Raw genomic sequence first — 18,190 nt, forward strand, 5'->3', positions numbered from 1 at the left:
GGGTATCACCTTTTCATTCAAATTTGATAAAAATAGTTACAAAAATTATAGAAGGAAGATTTTGATTATATGTATAGTAGTTGTAATAACAATAGTTTAGCGAATTTAGAAAAGATCGTTAAGCTTTTTGTATTGTAATTAAATTTGATAAAAGGAGAATGGCAATGAAGTATAGTTTAGAACAAGGTGCAGTTCGTGTCATTGCTGATTTAAAGGAGCTCGCTTTATTGACTTCAGATGAGCATGGAGCACAGCGTGTTGCATGGACAGCGTTATGGCAAACAGCACGCGATTGGTATCGTCAAAAAGCAGAGGCACTTGGTGCAGAGATTTCAATAGATAGCGCAGGCAATGTGTGGACAAAAATGGAAGGGAAGAGCGCAGAGGCAATTGTTATTGGTAGTCATTTAGATAGTGTGCCAAATGGTGGCTGGCTTGATGGAGCACTTGGTGTATTAGCTGGGCTTGAGGCATTGAGACGCTATTTAGCAGAGGGGCAAAAGCCAAGGAAAACGTTATATGTTGTTGATTGGGCAGATGAGGAAGGGGCTCGCTATGGCTATAGCTGCTTAGGCTCATCCGCGGCGAGTGGTTCTTTACGTATCGCGGAGCTAATAGGAAGAGCTGATAATAATGGCATTGCATTTGAAGAAGCTGTATCCGCCTATCAGGTGATGCCCGATAAAATGCTGCAGGCGCATCAAGAATTATTACAAAGAAATATTATAGGCTATTTAGAGCTGCATATTGAGCAAGGACCTGTGTTAGAAAAAGAGCAGAAGGATGTGGCGTGTGTATTTGGTGCAGCAGGAGTGGAGCGACATTATATAGATTTTGTTGGACAGGCTGCTCATGCGGGCTCATTCCCTGTGCCAACACGTCAAGATGCCTTTTTAGCTGCGGCAGAGGCAGCATTAGAATTTAGAAAGCTTGCGTTAAAATATAAGGCGGTTTGCACGGTCGGTCAAGTGCAGGTGCAGCCTGATATTGTCACAATTGTGCCGGGGAAATGTACGATTTCTTTAGACATGCGTACAATTGATGCGGCTGATTTGCAAAAGATGTATAAGGAAGCACAGGCTGTGACAGAAAAAATTGCGAGCGTAAATGGTGTTTCGGTAGGTTGGCGAAAAATTTATTCGGTCGCACCACAATTATTTGAGGAGCGGTTCATTCGCCTATGTGAAAATGCTGTCGAGGAGGAAACAGGTGAGGCAACAAAAATGTACTCAGGTCCTTTGCATGATGCGGTGGAAATGGCGAAGATTGTGCCAACTGTCATGATGTTTACAATGTCTGAAGGCGGATTATCGCATACGAAGGAGGAGCATACGCCGGAGCCAAAGCTAGAAGTGGGGATTCGTGCATTTTTACGATTAGTTCATGATGTGTTGGAAAATAAGACGTAGATTATAGCATTAATTGGTCAAATAAATGGGGTGGTTATGTGCAAATTCCAGATTTTATAGTCAATCAAAATTTAAAGGAGTTAACGCATCATCAAACGGTTGGCTTACCTCTTGCTTGTTATGAAACAACCATTAGGCAAAATATACATGGCTATATTCCACTTCACTGGCATGAGGAAGTTCAATTTATTTTAGTTATGCAAGGAAAGGCCATTTTTCAAGTAAATGAAGAGAAGCTTGTAGTGCGAAAAGGGGAAGGGCTATTTATCAATAGCGGCTGCTTGCATATGGCTAAAGATAAGGAGCATTCAAATTGTATTTATCTTTGCTTAAATGTCTTGCCAAAGTTTATTTTGCCACAAGAGCTATATACAACATATATCGTTCCATATATTCAAGCAACGAATTTATCTTATATTTTTATAGATAAAGGTGAGCTGTGGGGAAGAAATATTGTAGAAGGCATGATAAAAGTGAAGGAATTGACAGAGCATAAGCCACAGCATTTTGATTTTGATTTAACGATGCAGCTACTATTTATTTGGAAAAATTTAATTATGAATGGCTTTGCACCAGAATATGTGCAAACGGAAATGGTAAAGAGCCAGCGAATCAAGCAAATGCTAAGCTGGATTCACCTTCATTATACAGAGAAAATAAGCTTAGAGGATATCGCAAGGGCAGGTCATTTAAGTCGTTCCGAATGCTGTCGCTATTTTAAGAGAATTTTAAATACGACACCGTTAAACTATGTGATGGATTATCGTATTCAAAAAAGCTTACAATTATTGCAAAATCCAGAAGCTAATGTGACAGAAGTTGCGTATCAAGTAGGCTTTAATAGTACGAGCTACTTTATTGAAAAGTTTAGAAAAATGGATAGGCTACACTAAGTTAGACAGAATAAATGAGGGGTTGTAAACTTAGACTAATAACTTAAGGGAGCGTGCTTTTATGACACGTCAACGTCGAACATTTACACCTGAATTTAAACTGCAAATGGTGAAGCTTTATGAAAACGGAAAGTCTCGTGCAGATATTGTCCGTGAATACGATTTAACTGCTTCAGCTCTTGATAAATGGATTAAAAATCATCAAGCAACTGGTTCTTTCGCTGCGAAGGATAACCGGACAGAAGAAGAAACTGAGCTAGATCGCTTACGCAAAGAAAACCAACGCTTATTGATGGAGAACGATATTTTAAAGCAAGCGGCGCTGATCATGGGACGAAAATAAATGTGATTCGTAACAACGCTCACAAGTATTCGGTATCAGCAATGTGTGCCGTCCTCGACATTAAAAGAAGTACGTATTATTACCATGCGGACCTTTCTGGTGAGCGTGCAAGAAAAGCTGAAGACGCCGCACTTTCAAAAGAAATCGAACGCATATTCAAAGCCAGTCGTAACAACTATGGAACACGTAAAATCAAAAAAGAACTGATGAAATTAGCAGAGCCGAAACAAGTATCAAGACGCCGAATTGGTCGTTTAATGAGCGAAATGGGCTTAGTTTCAAACTATACAGTAGCGCAATTTAAGCCTCATCAAGCCAACTGTAACGAAGCACCTGTAAAAAATGAATTACAACGTGAATTCAATCAGAACAAGCAATTAGCTGTTATTGTCAGCGATTTAACATACGTCCGTGTCGGAAAAAAGTGGCACTATGTATGCTTATTTGTCGACCTTTTCAATCGAGAAATCATCGGTCATAGTGCAGGTGAAAATAAAACCGCAGACCTTGTGTATAAAGCGTTAGCAAGTATTGAAGCCAATTTGAATGACGTGAAAATGTTTCATACAGATCGAGGCAAAGAGTTCGATAACAAGCTGATTTCAGAAGCACTCGAGACGTTCGGCATCCAACGATCACTCAGCATGAAGGGTTGCCCTTACGATAACGCCGTGGCCGAAGCGACATTTAAGGTATTTAAAACCGAATTCGCAAATCAAGCCCACTTCACTTCCCTTGAACAGCTCGCTCTTGAACTTGACGATTACGTTCATTGGTTTAACAACATCCGTATCCACGGAACTCTTGGCTATTTAACGCCGATGGAATTCAAGCTACAGCCCACATGATTTTTGTCCAGTTTAGTGTTGACATTCCAAAACGATGAATATGACGCCATTAGTATATAAAAAGTATCATACAGATATGAATGTATAATAGAAGTTTGACGCTACATCCCAATGTATTATGTAGGAAAGGAAAAATCCCCCCCTCAATATATTGATAAAATCAAATAATAATCTTGTATATTCCTAATTGACGAAATATTAGAATAACTGAAACGGAATAAGCAATATATTTGATTGATACAAAGGGGATGACGGGATGGAACTGTTAAACAAAGTAAATGATTTTTTATGGGGCTCATTCATTGCATATTTATTACTAGGAGTAGGGGCTTTTTATACGATCCGTCTAGGTGTTCCACAATTAAGACATTTTGGTCATGCAGTGAAATGTATGAAGAAAAATCTAAGAGGCAAGGATGGGGATATTTCGGGCTTCTCGACTTTATGTGCTGCGATTGGAGGACAGGTTGGGACTGGTAGCCTAGTAGGGGTGGCAAGCGCTTTAGCTGCTGGAGGACCAGGGGCAATTTTTTGGATGTGGGTGACTGCATTATTAGGCATGGTCATTACGTTTGCTGAAACAACTTTAGGACAATTATTCCGTGAAAAAATAGAGGATGGGACTTATCGTGGTGGTCCTGCCCACTACATAGAAAAAGGTCTTAACAATAGAGCTCTAGCGATGATTATAGCTATTTGTTACATTTTTGCAGTAGGTTTATTTATTGCATCAATTCAAACAAACTCTATTGCCAACTCATTTACTGGGGTTGTGGATATCCACCCAATTATTCCTGGAATCGCAGTTGTTATTCTTACAGCGATTGTTATTATTGGTGGTGTCAAGCGACTTGTTGATTTCTCAACATTAATTGTACCTTTTATGGCTTTAACATTTATTGCTATTACATTGTTTATTGTTATCACGAATATTACACAACTGCCAGCTGTTTTATCATTAATTTTTGAAAGTGCTTTCACTGGTCATGCAGTAATTGGGGGTGCAATTGGACATACGATTATGGAAGCTTTCCGTCACGGTATTGCAAGGGGGTTATTCTCTAATGATGCTGGTAATGGTGTGGCTGGTATGATGCATGCTGCTGCGGATGTTAAGCATCCTATTGAACAATCATTTTTAGCAATGTTAGGGACATTTATTACGACGATTATTATTTGCTCGTGTACAGCCTTTGCATTATTAATGACAGATGTTCTTGGTACAGGTTTAACAGGTATTAATCTTTTACAAGAGGCATTTTTTGTTGCACTAGGCTCTGCGGGTAAATGGATTGTATTTGGGGCAATGTTCTTATTCGGATTTACAACACTCCTTGCGGATATATTTTATGGAGAAACAAATATTCGTTATGTATTTAAAAAGAACGCAACTCCTATAATATGGATTTATAGAATTATAGCTGCTGGTGTACTGATACTAAGCTCAGTAGTTCCACTTACCACAATTTGGGCTTCAGTTGATTTTATGTTGGCGATTATTGTATTTATTAATGTTTATGCATTATTTGGTTTATTTAAGTACGTTCGCTATGCCTATAAAAATTATATGCATCAATTAAAAAGTGATGTAAAGGAGCCTGAGTGGAATAAAGAGTTAGATGTTACAACAATTAATTTAGATAATATCGATGAAGCAACACGTAAATAATCAGATTTTTCTGTGAAAGTGGAGGTATATTATGAATAATATAGAGTTTAAAAAACAATTACTAGAATGGCGTCATTATTTACATAAATATCCTGAAACTGCCTTTGAGGAAGTAAAAACATCCGCTTATATAGCACAGGAGCTCAAAAAAATGGGCTTAGAAGTGCATGAAAATATCGGTACTACAGGTATTGTGGCGAATCTTACTGTTGGGGATGGTAAAGGTGTAATTGGGTTACGGGCTGATATGGATGCATTAAATCTACATGAGGTAAAAGACCTTCTATATCGCTCTAAGCATAAAGGAAAAATGCATGCATGTGGACATGATGGACATATGACGACATTATTAGGCGCTGCTCAATTACTTTCTACTCGAAAAAATTTTAATGGGACTGTTCGATTTATTTTTCAGCCTGCTGAGGAAATTGGAAAAGGTGCTCAAGCAATGATGGATGATCAATTATTTGAGCGATTCCCAGTGGATGAAATTTATGGTCTTCATAATATGCCGGGATTACCTGCTGGAACGATACACACAAAGTCAGGTCCTATTATGGCTAGTGAGGATAATTTCGTTATTCGAATTAAAGGAAAAGGCGCACATTCATCAAGCCCACATATGGGCGTTGACCCTTTAGTTATTGCAGCTGAAATTATTCTTGCGCTTCAAACAGTAGTGGCAAGAAATCTTGACCCACTTCAAACGGCAGTCGTGTCATGTACAGAAATTCAATCGGATGGTATTCGTAATGCCATTCCTTCTAATGTAGAAATTAAAGGCGATACAAGAAGCTTTACGCCAGAAGTGCAAAAACTATTGGAGAAAAGAATGAAAAGCTTATGTGAGGGTATATGTGCAATGCATGGCGCTGAATGTGAGTTTGACTATACACATGAATTTTCTCCTACGATTAACTGGGATAGATGCAATGAGGTTGCGACATTAGCTGCCAAAAATATCGTTGGTGCAGAAAATACAAACAGTGATTGTACCCCAATTATGGCGTCTGAGGATTTTGGTAAGTTTATTGAAAAAATTCCTGGCTGCTTTGTATTTCTAGGAAGTAAAGTTAAAGGTGAGGAAGTGATTCCACTGCATAACTCACTTTATGACTATAATGATGAAATTATCGAAACAGGTGCTGAATTTTTTGCAGAAATTATTAAGCTTAGCCTAGTAAAAGAATAGGAGAGAGTCACGATGAAATTAATAAAATATACTAGAAAGAAAAATCCAAGTACAAATATCGACTTTTTAGGGCTAGAGGAGGCTCAAAAAGTACATGCATTTCATAAAAGTTTTCCACAGTATGAAACGACGCCTTTAGCTGTGTTAGATCATTTAGCGGAGGAGTTGAATATTAGCAAATTATTTGTAAAGGATGAATCCTATCGTTTTGGTTTAAATGCCTTTAAAGCTTTAGGTGGATCATATGCGATTGGGCAATATTTAGCAAAGCAATTAAATATTGAATCTTCCAATTTAACTTACGAAAAGCTTGTTTCACCTGAAGTGAAAGAAAAGCTAGGAAACTTGACATTTATTACAGCAACAGATGGAAACCATGGTCGGGGTGTTGCATGGACAGCTAAACAGCTAGGGCTAAAATCGGTTGTTTATATGCCTAAAGGTTCGTCAGTAGAACGATTAAATCATATAAAGGCACAGGGGGCGGATGCTGCCATTACAGATCTTAACTATGACGATACAGTTCGTTTAGCTGCTGAACATGCTGAGCAAAACAATTGGATATTAGTACAGGACACAGCATGGGAAGACTACGAAGAAATTCCTAAAAACATTATGCAGGGCTATATCACGATGGTAGTAGAAGCATATGAGCAGCTAAAAAAATTAGACGAAAAACCTACACATATTTTTATTCAGGCTGGTGTTGGTTCAATGGCAGCCGCAGTTCAAGGCTTCTTTGCAGATGTTTATGGTGAGGATCGTCCGCTTACTGTTGTTGTAGAACCAGATAAGGCAGACTGCATATTTAAAACGGCTGAAGCAAATGATGGCAAGCTGCATTATGTAAAAGGTGATATGGATACAATTATGGCAGGCTTAGCATGTGGTGAGCCAAGTACACTAGGCTGGGCAATTTTAAATGACTATGCGGATGCTTTCCTTTCTTGTCCAGATAATATCGCTGCTCAGGGAATGAGGATTCTAGCAGCACCGATGAAGGGCGATGTACAAGTTATTTCAGGTGAATCGGGAGCAGTGGGCGTAGGAGCTGTAAGCGAAATCTTAAGACGAGATCAGTACACAGCTTTAAGAGAGCAGTTAAAGATGACTGCAGATTCAAAAATTCTATTCTTTAGCACTGAAGGAGATACTGACGCTGCACATTATAAAAAAGTTGTATGGGATGGTGCTTATTCAATTTAAATGATGGTGAAAGGGGAAATGATAATGAGTATTCAAAAGGTATCAACGGATAAGGCACCAGCAGCAATCGGTCCATATTCACAGGCAATTAAAGCAGGAGATTTTCTATTTGTGTCTGGTCAGCTTCCAATAGACCCTGAAACAGGGGCTTTTCCAGACGGTGGAGTAAAGGAGCAGATCTATCAAGTGTTTATTAATATTCAACATATCCTAGCAGATCAAGGATTAGATTTTACCAATGTAGTAAAAACAACAGTATTATTAGATAATATTGCTGATTTTGCGATAGTGAATGAAATTTATGGTGAATATTTCGCTGGTGAAATTTTGCCTGCACGAGCTGCTTATGCAGTCGATTGCTTACCTAAAAATGCGCTAGTAGAAATTGAAGTCATTGCATATTACGGTTAATAAAAATAACAAGGTTTAAGTCCTCATCTTATTAGGACTTAAACCTTTGTATTGCTGCTATATTAGTGAGCTGTATAACCGCCATCAACAAGCAGTGTTGTACCATTGACAAAGCTTGCGTCATCACTTGCTAAGAACAGAACAGCTTTTGCAATCTCTTCTGGTTTGCCAAGGCGACCTTGTGGGTGAAGGGATGCTAAGTATTCTTTACTTGCAGTATCTACTTCTTTAAGCAGTGGTGTTTCGATATAGCCTGGACATACAGCATTTACACGGATGCCTTCTTTTGCATAGGCTGTACATAGGTTTTGTGTTAATAGCTTTACGCCACCTTTTGCAGAAGCATAGGCTGTTGGATTTGGTAAAGCGACAAAGCTATGGATAGAGCCAGCATTAACGATAACGCCACCTGTACCTTGTGCAAGGAATTGTTCAATCGCATATTTATCGGAAAGGAAGACACCAGATAAATTAATATCAATGGTTCTTTTCCATTTTTCAAAAGTTAACTCATGTGCAGGTGCATCATCAGCTACACCTGCATTGGCATACATAATATCAAGCTTGCCATATTTGTTCACTGTTGCACTAATCATATTTTTAATATCTTCTTCACTTGTTACATCTGTTTTCACAAACAATGTATCGAAGCCATTGTTATTTAATTCTTCTGAGATGCTTTGCCCGCGATCTGAAAAATCAGCAATGACTACTTTTGCGCCTTCTTCTACAAATAGGCGAACAGTTGCTTCGCCAATACCACTAGCGCCACCTGTGACGATTGCTACTTTATCTTGTAATTTCATCTGAAAAAACCACCTTTATCCTGTATTAACAGGCTGTAAGTCCCTTCATTTCATAAAAGGAGAGAAACAACCTGATTGGTGAAACGTCCAATTAATGGAAGGTTCACTTTATTATTTTGCAGTTGCGCCACCATCAATCACAAATTCAGCACCTGTTGAGAATGAAGATTCGTCAGAAGCTAAAAACAATACTGTTTGAGCGACTTCCTGAACGGAACCTAAACGACCTAGTGGGAATAAACTTTTCCCTAATTCATCTTTAGAGCTTCCTGTTGTTGCTGATGCATAATCTGCCATACCTGTATCAATATAACCGGGATGAATAGAGTTGACACGCACACCGAATGGCGCATATTCCATTGCAGCATCCTTTGTCATAATACGTACAGCACCTTTACTAGCACCATATAATACATGTCCAGCAGCACCTGTTAAGCCTGCAATCGAAGAGGCATTAATGACAGAGCCTTTTTGTTGCTGTGCCATAAGTGGCATAATGTGCTTCATTCCAAGGAAGACACCAGTTACATTAATAGACATTAAGCGATTCCAGTCAGAAAGTTCAATTTCTGCAAGAGGCTTAATAATATAAATACCCGCATTATTGAAAAGAATATCAACTTTGCTAAAAGCTTTTATTGTTTCATCTGCGACCTTTTTCCAATCATCTTCATTGCTAACATCATGACGTATAAATAGTGCTTCTCCGCCAATAGCTTGGATATCGCGTACTGCTTCGTTACCAGATTGTTCATTAATATCAGTAATAACTACCTTTGCGCCTTCTTTAGCAAATAACAAAGCAGTTTCTTTACCGATACCTGTACCTCCACCTGTAATAATGGCTACTTTATTTTCCAATCTCATGTCAAGCACGCACCTTTCATTCTATCTGGATATAGATTTAGCTATAGGGTTTAAAAATATTCCCTTTATTTTAGGGATACCTTTATTTTACGCTTCGCATTTTCAAAAACCATCCTATAAGATGCTGTATAATAGTATGACGAGTATCCACCATTTATAGGGGTATGTTTAAATAAAGGAGGAGAGCTTCCTATGACACATCCAATGCAATCCTTTGAAGAAATGACATTTCAAGAGTTTGTGCTAGTTATTAAAATTCATTATAAGCAAATCGAGGAGAATACAAATATTTATCTTTATCTTGAGTCTTCTATTTCTGAGGAAGATCGCAAAAAAACGGCTATGCTGCTCGATTCATTTCTACGTTTACTAGCACGTACACATATTGAAGATTTACAGGATGATTATCGAAATTTTTTAAATACATGGCTGCAATCGCAACTATCCGTTATTGATATAAAAAGCTTTAATCTCTTTCAATTAATTTTTGAAAAATCATTGATTACATGTATGATTCAGCAAAAACATCATCGTATGAATGCTGCATTAATGTATGTACTCTCGATATTTACGTACTTAGTACAGCTTTATGATGATAGGATAGTGCACCCAACAAGTGATAATCATTCAACAAATCAACAATTAAGCCATCTTCAATTATTGGATAAGCTCGATAAATTGCTAATTTACTCATCAGGCTATAATGATTTAGCTTATATTTTAAAAAAATGTGAAGAGTATTTTAACTATAAAAGATGTGTATTTTACGCATATGTACCATGGTCTAATCAATTTTACGGCGTGATTGGTGCAGAGCTGCCAAAGGTGCAAAGTATGAAAGGGCAGATAACGGAGCTAAACACAGTATTTAGCTCTAAAAAGCCAATTTATTTAAAAAATCCTAAAAATTACGTGAAAGAGGAGCATATTCAATTATTTAATTTATCTTCTGTTATTTTTATTCCAATTATTCAACAAGATCAATTATTTGGCTGGCTGACATTTGATCAGCTAGGGGAGGAATTTGATTGTACAAAGGATGAATTAGCATTGCTTGAAGAAGTAGGGAAGCGCTTAGGGCTATTTTTATCAAAGGATAGAACAAGCTCCAGAGCTGCATTTAACTGAAAGAGAGTCGATGATTCTTGGCTTGCTTGCAGAAGGATATGATAATAAAAAAATTGCAGGGTTGCTGTTTTTAAGTGAGCATACAGTGAGGGATTATATAAGTAGCTTAATGACCAAGCTAAAAGCAAAAAATCGAACACAAGTTGTAGCGTCAGCCTTTCGCTTAGGTTTGTTAAGCTAGCATCCTTATAATAAAAATTATTCAAAATATAGTAATAAAAATAGTGGAATAGCGTAATGATGGAGGCATTAATGGAATAAGTAATATAGTAGTAAAACAATCTTTACGAATATTACAAGTGATAGTGTATAAGCTTACATGATTGTAATGAAATTGAAAGCCAATGCGATAGAGTGTAATACATTATTTTGCGAGAATATGTATAGAAGCAAGAACAAGAAGCGGAGGCATACACAATGAATGAAAAATTAGAAGGCGTATATGAGGAATACAATCGTTATATTTATCACTTATGTTTAAAACTAACTCGCAATAATATAGAAGCTGAAGATTTAATGCAAGAAGTTTGGGTTAAGGTTGTGCGCTATGAAAACAGCGTTGCTGAAGTAGAGCATATTAAAGCTTGGCTAACAACGATAACAATGAATACATTTAGAGATCGCTACCGTAAAAAAGTACGTCGTAGCAAATATATGATGAACCAACCTGAAACATTAGACGTACCGATTTTAGATTTGGTTCCCAATAATGATATTTCAACGGAAGAAAAAATTGAAAAAGATATTGTAACAAAGCTAGTGCAGGATAAAATGGGGCAATTGGATGCTATTTATCGTAAAACATTATGGTATTTCTACATAGACCAATATTCACTTGCTGAGATTTCTACGATTATGAAAGTTTCCATTGGTACTGTAAAATCCCGTTTATTCCGTGCAAAAGCTCGTTTAAAAGAAATGCTTATGTCTGATGAATCACTTGTGGAATCTGTGCTGCCAGCATAATGAAAGCAGATTGGTCGCACACCATAAATACTTAGACAGAGGTATTTGTTCGACGAATCTATCTACAAAAGCTGCATTCGCTAAAATTGCAATGCAGCTTTTTTATGTTGGTAAAAAAATAGAGAATACCCCTGAATAAACAAGGTGAATTTGAGCTTCATCATCTTGTCTATCAGAGGTATTTCGTGGTAGTAGGTAATTTTTAGCGGGACTGATTTGGATCAACATCCAGTAAGCATTTTGAAAAAATATTACGCAATGTTTGTAGCTCCTCTGCTGTGAGCATGCCAAACATATTGTTAATAATGGCATTTACCTGTTGACGAGATTCTTCTAAAATAGTTTCACCCTCAGGTGTAATGACTAATTGTGAAGCGCGTCGGTCTGTTGCGTGCTGTGTTTTTTCAATAAAGCCAGCATTAATAAGCTTTGTTGTTAACACTGTAACACCACCTGTTGTTACTTTTAGGCGTTCAGCAATAGCAGAAGGGCGTTTAGGGCCCTCCTGCGATAAGTAGTCTAAAATTAAAATATGGGATTTTGAAAAGCCGAGCACATTATGATTATTCCACTCGTTTGCCCACTTACGCTCTATTGATGAAACTACTTCAAACAATGAGGTAATGGCTTGTTGTTTTTCTTGATCCATAGAAGGTCATCTCCAAAACTGTTTTAACTTTCTTGTGCCAATCTTGTCATCGCATTTAACTCGTAAGCACGTACTTTACGTGGAATAAAACGACGGATGTCCATCTCATTGTACCCAACTTGAATACGTTTTTCATCTATTAAAATAGGGCTACGTAGCATTCTTGGGTGTTCTTGAATAATGGCAAATAGCTCTTGAATAGAAAGCTGGTCGATATCAATATTTAAGTTTTTAAAATCATTAGAGTTTGTTGCAATAATTTCATCTGTGCCATCTTCAGTCATGCTAAGAATTTCTTTAAATTCTGCAAGTGTAAGTGGCTGTGATGTAATACGTTTTTCTTTATAGTCAATGTTGTGATCTTTTAACCATTTAAGTGCTTTTCTGGATGAAGAACAGCTCGCTTGTGAGTAAATTGTAACTGTCATTCTTCATTCCTCGCTTTCTTTTTTAGATTCTATTTTATAAATATCTTATCAGTAAGTTAATTAGCTTATATACATATCTTACTAGTAAGATATAAATAAATCAATAGTTATTTGAAAAAAATTTAGTATAAGAAGTTATTTTTTTACTTACATTAACATATACGCAAAAAGCAGCAAAAAGTTTCGTCATTCCAGCTTACAATGATGTAAGTTTAAAAAAGCTAATAGAAATCTCAGGTTTGTCTTATTTATTAATCCACTGATTATAATATGTTTGCAAATGACTATTTATGCGTTATTGCGAGGAAAAAAGATGCTGTTAATAGAGGAAAGGAGATTTTTAGAAAAGTAGGGAGGTGATTTTTAATACGATTACGTACTTCATGTACGGATATTTATTATGCGAGAGTGCATCTCCATATTCTTGAGTTATTATTTAGAAATGCTGGGAAAGAGGTTGGAATGCTCCAAAAGACTGTTTAACTTTTCAATACAATAATAAAGGGGCTGTCCGAAAAGTATATATCTTTTCGGACAGCCCCAGCTTCTATATTAAAAATTCGCTAAAAATGCTTGCTCCCGCGGTAGTCACAATCAATTGTCACTATCCTCGCCGCAAAGGGGTCGTTTCAAAATGACTTTTCAAACGACCCCCTGTAGTGATAAATATTAACTTTGTTGCCCTGATGTGAACCAATCTTGAACATTCCAAACTTTTGTGACGAGTCCATCGTAAAACTCAGGCTCATGACTAACAAGTACAATTGTGCCTTTAAATTCTTTCATCGCACGCTTTAATTCATTTTTAGCATCGACATCTAAATGGTTTGTTGGTTCGTCAAAAAGCAGCCAGTTTGCTTCTTCCATCATTAATTTACATAAACGTACCTTTGCCTGCTCGCCACCGGATAATGAATTAAGCGGACGTGTAATATGGTCAGTTTTTAAGCCTGCACGCGCTAACGCTGCACGCACTTGCGCTTGTTCCATAGAAGGGAAGGCATTCCATACATCGTCAATCGGTGTAATTTTCTCCGCTTTTACCTCTTGTTCAAAGTACGAGGGGTGAAGGTAATCGCCTCGAATAACTTGTCCAGCAAGGGGATTAATTTTTCCAAGCATGGTTTTTAATAATGTTGATTTACCTACACCATTCATGCCAACAAGCGCAATCTTTTCTCCGCGCTCAATAGTAAAAGTAAGCGGGGGAAGCAATGGCTTGTCTTTATCATAACCAATTACTAAATTTTCAGCCTCTACAACGTAACGGCTCGTGGAACGAGCTTCTTTAAAGCTAAATTCTGGCTTTGCCGCTGTTTCTGGGCGATCAATACGCTCTAAACGATCAAGCTGCTTTGCGCGCGATTTTGCACGACCAGTCGTTGAGTAGCGCGCTTTATTTTTAGCAATAAAGTCCTCTTGCTTCTTAATAAATTCCTGCTGCTTTTCATAGGCTTCAATATGCTGACGCTTATTAATTTCAGCAAGCTCTAGGAATTTTTCATATGTTGCTGTATAGCGTGTTAATTTTGAAAACTCAAGCTGGAAAATAACATCCACTGTTTCATTCATAAATTCTGTATCATGTGAAATTAAAAGAAAGGCATATGGATAGTTTTTTAAATAATTTTTTAACCATGTAACATGCTCTTCATCAAGATAGTTTGTTGGCTCATCCAGCAGTAAAACTTTTGGTTTTTCCAATAACAGCTTTGCTAATAACACTTTTGTACGCTGTCCACCAGAGAGAGCAGCTACATCACGCTCTAAGCCAATCGCATCAAGACCAAGCCCACGTGCCACCTCTTCAATTTTCATATCTAATGAGTAAAAATCTCCTGCGTCCAATGCATCCTGCACCTCAGCCATTTGCTCTAGCAGTACCTCTAATTCTTCAGGTGTTGCTTCTGCCATTTTACCTGTAATTTCATTGAGCTCTTCTTCTTTTTTATATAAAGGTAGAAAGGCATCACGCAACACATCACGCATTGTTCGACCAGCAGTAAGTACCGTATGCTGATCTAAATAGCCATAATGCGTACCAGGAAGCCATTCTACCTTCCCTGTATCATGGATGGTTTGACCAGTAATAATGCCCATTAATGTTGATTTTCCAACGCCATTTGCCCCGACAAGTCCAATATGATCACCCTCTACTAAGCGAAACGATACATCTTTAAAAAGTGTACGATCACCAAAGGAATGACCTAAATTTTCAACTGTTAATATTGCCATGTATGTTCCTCCAACTGTCTTTCAGTTTACATTTTAAAGCTCTGCTAATTGTTTATTCAGCTCTGCTAGCTTAGCTTCCATATTTGCAAGGCGTTCTTCTGCTTTTGCTACCTGATCGTTATGCCCTGTAGCTTCCAATTTTTCAATATCGCCTTGTAAATTAATATAGTCCATTTTTAACTCTCGAATTTGGTATTCAATATCGCTTTTTGTTGGCATAATCATTGCTCCCTTAGACAGAATATTTGTATAGCGAATGCGTGCAAAAGCGATGAAGGCTTTTATAACCTTCACCGCCTAGTTATCAAAATCAATCAATTCCTTATTATTTTGGCTTTCTTCATAAGGCTAAGAAAGCACAAAAAGTAAAAAATTCTTATATATTGTATCATATTCACCTTTGTAGTAGCACTAAGTAGAGGCGATATTGTGTCGGTCATATGCAAAATCTAGTAGCAATGCTTGCAGCGTTTCATTGTTATGACCGAGATTTAATTGTCTTTGCTTTTTAATTGCTCGTTCACTTCGAGCTTCATGTAAGAGCAATTCCATAACAGCATTTTGTATTTGTGATTGCTTCATTTTACGACCAAGCCCCAAATGAATAAAACCATTGTGCTCTCGTGGGAAGGCATGGAGTAGCTCTGCCTCAGATTGTGCAAGTGTAATACATGGCACACCATAGGAGGCAATTTTATATGGCGTATAATTGGCATTACAAATTATAATATCAGCTTTTGGTAATAGTTTAAGAAGTGCATTTTTATCGCGAAGAATAGCTGTATTGCGACGGCTTAGCACCATCATTTGCAAGTCATCTGTAACATGGCGATAGCTATCGTCAATCATCACTGTAATTTGTAGTGGAATTTGTAGCTGCGTTAAGTGTCGAAGTGTACGGTAGGTTAAATTATGCTCGTCCCCATCCTCAAAAGCAACAACTATATGTGGAGGGTCTTCAAGTGTTTTATGCTCAGGTATATTATTAAATTGCTGGTAAGCCTTTGGCAGTGCAAAAGCAAAGTTTCCGCCAATATAATGCGATGGCAAATAATCTTTTACTTCCTGATAGAGTGCTAGTAGTACGCAGTCACAAGCTTGACCACCCTCGCCAAAATCATCAAAATGAATAATTGTTTTACAATAAGGACGTAAATTTTGTACTTGCCATTCTTCTGAATTGCGTCCATCCCTTACAATTAAATCGGGCTGAATTTCTTTTATATGCTGGGGTAGCTCATTAAAATGATTAAATAAAATAGGGGATAATCCTTCATTAAGTAAAATTGGAATCCCATCATTTGAAGGGCTTTTAACAAATATCACAACTTTTTCATGCGTCAGTAACTTCGCTAATGTTGAAACCCGTTCAAAAGGATACAGCCCTTTGTCAATACAGCTTTCGATAATGAAAACAATTGTTTTTTTCGGTTCTATTGCTCGTGTTTCGTTTTGCAAATGTATCCCATCCTTTCCTCTGTCCTTTTAAATTATGGTGAAGAAAGGGCAAGTATGTGTAAAATTTAGCATTTGATAAAAGATACTATATAAAAATTCTCTAGTCATCTGGGTGCAATCATAAGCTTTTGAAGTATAAAAAATGGTCGATATATAGTGTAGAGTAGGAAATACATATAGATTATTAAACAAAAGGAGGGATGGAAGTGGGTATGCGTGCAGCAATTGTTGTTGGGGCAACTGGTTTAACAGGCACGGCTCTTGTTGAGCAATTATGTGAAAATGATGAATATGTATCTGTAACAGCTATTGTACGAACGAAACCAGCTTTTACGCATCCGAAGCTAGAAGTGAAAATTCGAGATTTTGAGCGATTGGAAGAACAGGATATTGAATTTGCCCATGAATTATATTGCTGTTTAGGTACAACCATCAAAAATGCTGGTTCTCGCGAGATATTTGAAAAGGTCGATTTTGAATATCCATTAGCGATTGCTTCTTTAGCAAAAAAGCGAGGCATTCCTCATTTTCTTGTGATTACCTCAATGGGAGCAAATGAACATTCACCTTTCTACTATAATCGAGTGAAGGGCAAGCTTGAGCAAGATTTAATTGAACTAGGTTTACAACGGCTGTCGATTATTCGTCCATCACTGTTAGTAGGGCAGCGTCAGGAATTTCGTTTAGGGGAAAAGGTGGGAGAGAAAATATTAAAGCTTGCCAAGCCTTTCTTAGTAGGGCCTTTTAAAGCTGCTAGAGCTATTGAAGCCTCACAGGTAGCCAAGGCAATGATTGTTATTGCGTTATATGGAAAACACCAGCCTGTGACAATTTATAAATCACCTGAATTGGCGGCATTAGATTATCCTGAAATACCAGAAGAAGATACTTCAAGGGAAACATTATTTAATTGGGATAAGCACAAGCTAGCTGATACAGTTGTAGATAAGGAAGTTCATTTTCACCGTCAGGATCAGGAACAAAAATAATATAGCAGCTTTTTGAGCATTCCGTCTAAAGGCTGAATTTCTTCCTTTCATCACGACAATTCTTTTCGGGCAAGTTGTCATTTGTTACAATATTATTGTAGAAGATGAATGTGGAGGCAAAGTAAAGATGAAAATTTTACTCGTGGACGGCACTATGTTTGGTCGTAAAACTGGTGTTATTTTAGAGCAAGTGGAGCAATATATTAAAGAATTAGATGCTAGTTTCGAATTAGAAATGATGCATTTTAGTCAATATAAGCATCAAATTGTTGATGGTTCACCATTAAATGATGATATGAAGAAAATGATTCAACAATTTGAGGAAGCGGACGCATATATTATCGCAACACCCATTTTCCAGGCATCTATCCCTGGCGTGTTAAAGAATGCCTTTGATTTCTTGCATCCTAAAACAATGCGCTATAAGCCAGTATCAATTGTGGCGAATGGTGGCACATACCAGCATCACCTTGTAGTAGAAAATCAGCTAAAGCCTATTTTAGACTATTTCCGTGCCCTTGTAACACCAAACTATGTGTACACACATACATCGCATTTTGATGCAGACAATAATATTATAGACGAAGACGTTCATAATCGTTTACGTGAATTAGCACGTGTTTTTGTGCAATATTGTAAAATGAGCAAAAATCTACCGAAGGAAACAATTGACCAGCATTAATATGAATTTTA

Annotated in this window: 19 protein-coding genes; 12 read left to right on the plus strand and 7 right to left on the minus strand. The window is 37.3% G+C overall.

Features of this window, described 5'->3' with window-relative positions; translation table 11 throughout:
• Nucleotides 1-164: 164 nt before the first annotated feature.
• From MHB42_RS02195 to MHB42_RS02225, 7 genes are all read left to right on the plus strand, one after another.
• Complete coding sequence (locus MHB42_RS02195) at nucleotides 165-1,409, plus strand: Zn-dependent hydrolase (protein ID WP_340804131.1); 1,245 nt, start codon at nucleotides 165-167, stop codon at nucleotides 1,407-1,409.
• A 38-nt stretch (nucleotides 1,410-1,447) separates the two neighbouring features.
• Nucleotides 1,448-2,302 carry an AraC family transcriptional regulator gene (locus MHB42_RS02200; RefSeq protein WP_340804133.1) on the plus strand — a complete coding sequence of 285 codons (855 nt, stop codon included), beginning with the start codon at nucleotides 1,448-1,450 and terminating at the stop codon, nucleotides 2,300-2,302.
• A gap of 61 nt (nucleotides 2,303-2,363) precedes the next feature.
• A protein-coding gene (locus tag MHB42_RS02205; RefSeq protein WP_340804134.1) for an IS3 family transposase occupies nucleotides 2,364-3,493 on the plus strand; the annotation gives its coding sequence in 2 pieces (ribosomal slippage) (nucleotides 2,364-2,610 and nucleotides 2,610-3,493; 1,131 coding nt in all).
• Between the two features lie 256 nt (nucleotides 3,494-3,749).
• A complete protein-coding gene (locus tag MHB42_RS02210) occupies nucleotides 3,750-5,162 on the plus strand; it encodes an alanine/glycine:cation symporter family protein (RefSeq protein ID WP_340804136.1) in 1,413 nt (470 codons plus the stop codon).
• Nucleotides 5,163-5,193: 31 nt separating this feature from the next.
• On the plus strand, nucleotides 5,194-6,354 hold the full coding sequence (locus MHB42_RS02215) for a M20 aminoacylase family protein (protein ID WP_340804137.1): 1,161 nt from the start codon (nucleotides 5,194-5,196) through the stop codon (nucleotides 6,352-6,354).
• A 12-nt stretch (nucleotides 6,355-6,366) separates the two neighbouring features.
• Nucleotides 6,367-7,560, plus strand: coding sequence for a diaminopropionate ammonia-lyase (dpaL, locus tag MHB42_RS02220; RefSeq protein WP_340804138.1), 1,194 nt, complete (start codon nucleotides 6,367-6,369; stop codon nucleotides 7,558-7,560).
• Nucleotides 7,561-7,584: 24 nt separating this feature from the next.
• Nucleotides 7,585-7,971, plus strand: coding sequence for a RidA family protein (locus MHB42_RS02225; protein WP_340804140.1), 387 nt, complete (start codon nucleotides 7,585-7,587; stop codon nucleotides 7,969-7,971).
• Between the two features lie 62 nt (nucleotides 7,972-8,033).
• On the opposite strand, the gene MHB42_RS02230 is transcribed toward MHB42_RS02225, so the two are convergent.
• Together MHB42_RS02230 and MHB42_RS02235 are read right to left on the minus strand one after the other, a co-directional pair.
• Complete coding sequence (locus MHB42_RS02230; RefSeq protein ID WP_340804141.1) at nucleotides 8,034-8,777, minus strand: SDR family NAD(P)-dependent oxidoreductase; 744 nt, start codon at nucleotides 8,775-8,777, stop codon at nucleotides 8,034-8,036.
• Nucleotides 8,778-8,888: 111 nt separating this feature from the next.
• The gene (locus MHB42_RS02235) at nucleotides 8,889-9,644 is read right to left on the minus strand and encodes an SDR family NAD(P)-dependent oxidoreductase (RefSeq protein ID WP_340804142.1); all 756 of its coding nucleotides are present in this window, start codon (nucleotides 9,642-9,644) and stop codon (nucleotides 8,889-8,891) included.
• Between the two features lie 192 nt (nucleotides 9,645-9,836).
• Between MHB42_RS02235 and MHB42_RS02240 the strand changes: the two genes are divergently transcribed.
• The 3 genes from MHB42_RS02240 to MHB42_RS02250 all read left to right on the plus strand — a co-directional run bounded on the left by MHB42_RS02240 (nucleotide 9,837) and on the right by MHB42_RS02250 (nucleotide 11,738).
• On the plus strand, nucleotides 9,837-10,772 hold the full coding sequence (locus MHB42_RS02240; RefSeq protein ID WP_340804143.1) for a GAF domain-containing protein: 936 nt from the start codon (nucleotides 9,837-9,839) through the stop codon (nucleotides 10,770-10,772).
• 10 nt (nucleotides 10,773-10,782) lie between these two features.
• Complete coding sequence (locus MHB42_RS02245) at nucleotides 10,783-10,953, plus strand: LuxR C-terminal-related transcriptional regulator (RefSeq protein WP_340804144.1); 171 nt, start codon at nucleotides 10,783-10,785, stop codon at nucleotides 10,951-10,953.
• A gap of 236 nt (nucleotides 10,954-11,189) precedes the next feature.
• Nucleotides 11,190-11,738, plus strand: a complete 549-nt coding sequence (locus MHB42_RS02250; protein ID WP_340804145.1) for an RNA polymerase sigma factor — start codon at nucleotides 11,190-11,192, stop codon at nucleotides 11,736-11,738.
• A 202-nt stretch (nucleotides 11,739-11,940) separates the two neighbouring features.
• Here MHB42_RS02250 and MHB42_RS02255 read toward each other — a convergent pair whose 3' ends face one another.
• The 5 genes from MHB42_RS02255 to MHB42_RS02275 all read right to left on the minus strand — a co-directional run bounded on the left by MHB42_RS02255 (nucleotide 11,941) and on the right by MHB42_RS02275 (nucleotide 16,508).
• Nucleotides 11,941-12,387: a MarR family winged helix-turn-helix transcriptional regulator gene (locus tag MHB42_RS02255; RefSeq protein ID WP_340804146.1), complete on the minus strand. Its 447-nt coding sequence runs from the start codon at nucleotides 12,385-12,387 to the stop codon at nucleotides 11,941-11,943.
• Between the two features lie 23 nt (nucleotides 12,388-12,410).
• A complete protein-coding gene (gene spx, locus MHB42_RS02260; protein ID WP_340804147.1) occupies nucleotides 12,411-12,815 on the minus strand; it encodes a transcriptional regulator Spx in 405 nt (134 codons plus the stop codon).
• A 669-nt stretch (nucleotides 12,816-13,484) separates the two neighbouring features.
• On the minus strand, nucleotides 13,485-15,050 hold the full coding sequence (locus tag MHB42_RS02265) for an ABC-F family ATP-binding cassette domain-containing protein (protein WP_340804148.1): 1,566 nt from the start codon (nucleotides 15,048-15,050) through the stop codon (nucleotides 13,485-13,487).
• A 33-nt stretch (nucleotides 15,051-15,083) separates the two neighbouring features.
• Nucleotides 15,084-15,269: an SE1832 family protein gene (locus tag MHB42_RS02270; RefSeq protein WP_340804149.1), complete on the minus strand. Its 186-nt coding sequence runs from the start codon at nucleotides 15,267-15,269 to the stop codon at nucleotides 15,084-15,086.
• Between the two features lie 192 nt (nucleotides 15,270-15,461).
• Nucleotides 15,462-16,508, minus strand: coding sequence for a PseG/SpsG family protein (locus MHB42_RS02275; RefSeq protein WP_340804150.1), 1,047 nt, complete (start codon nucleotides 16,506-16,508; stop codon nucleotides 15,462-15,464).
• A 212-nt stretch (nucleotides 16,509-16,720) separates the two neighbouring features.
• Between MHB42_RS02275 and MHB42_RS02280 the strand changes: the two genes are divergently transcribed.
• Entirely contained in the window at nucleotides 16,721-17,497 is a 777-nt protein-coding gene (locus MHB42_RS02280; protein WP_445299986.1) for an oxidoreductase, read from the plus strand.
• Nucleotides 17,498-17,624: 127 nt separating this feature from the next.
• Nucleotides 17,625-18,179, plus strand: a complete 555-nt coding sequence (locus MHB42_RS02285; protein ID WP_340804152.1) for an NADPH-dependent FMN reductase — start codon at nucleotides 17,625-17,627, stop codon at nucleotides 18,177-18,179.
• The last annotated feature ends 11 nt before the right edge of the window (nucleotides 18,180-18,190 follow it).

It is taken from the genome of Lysinibacillus sp. FSL K6-0232 (assembly GCF_038008325.1).
Lineage (GTDB): Bacteria > Bacillota > Bacilli > Bacillales_A > Planococcaceae > Lysinibacillus.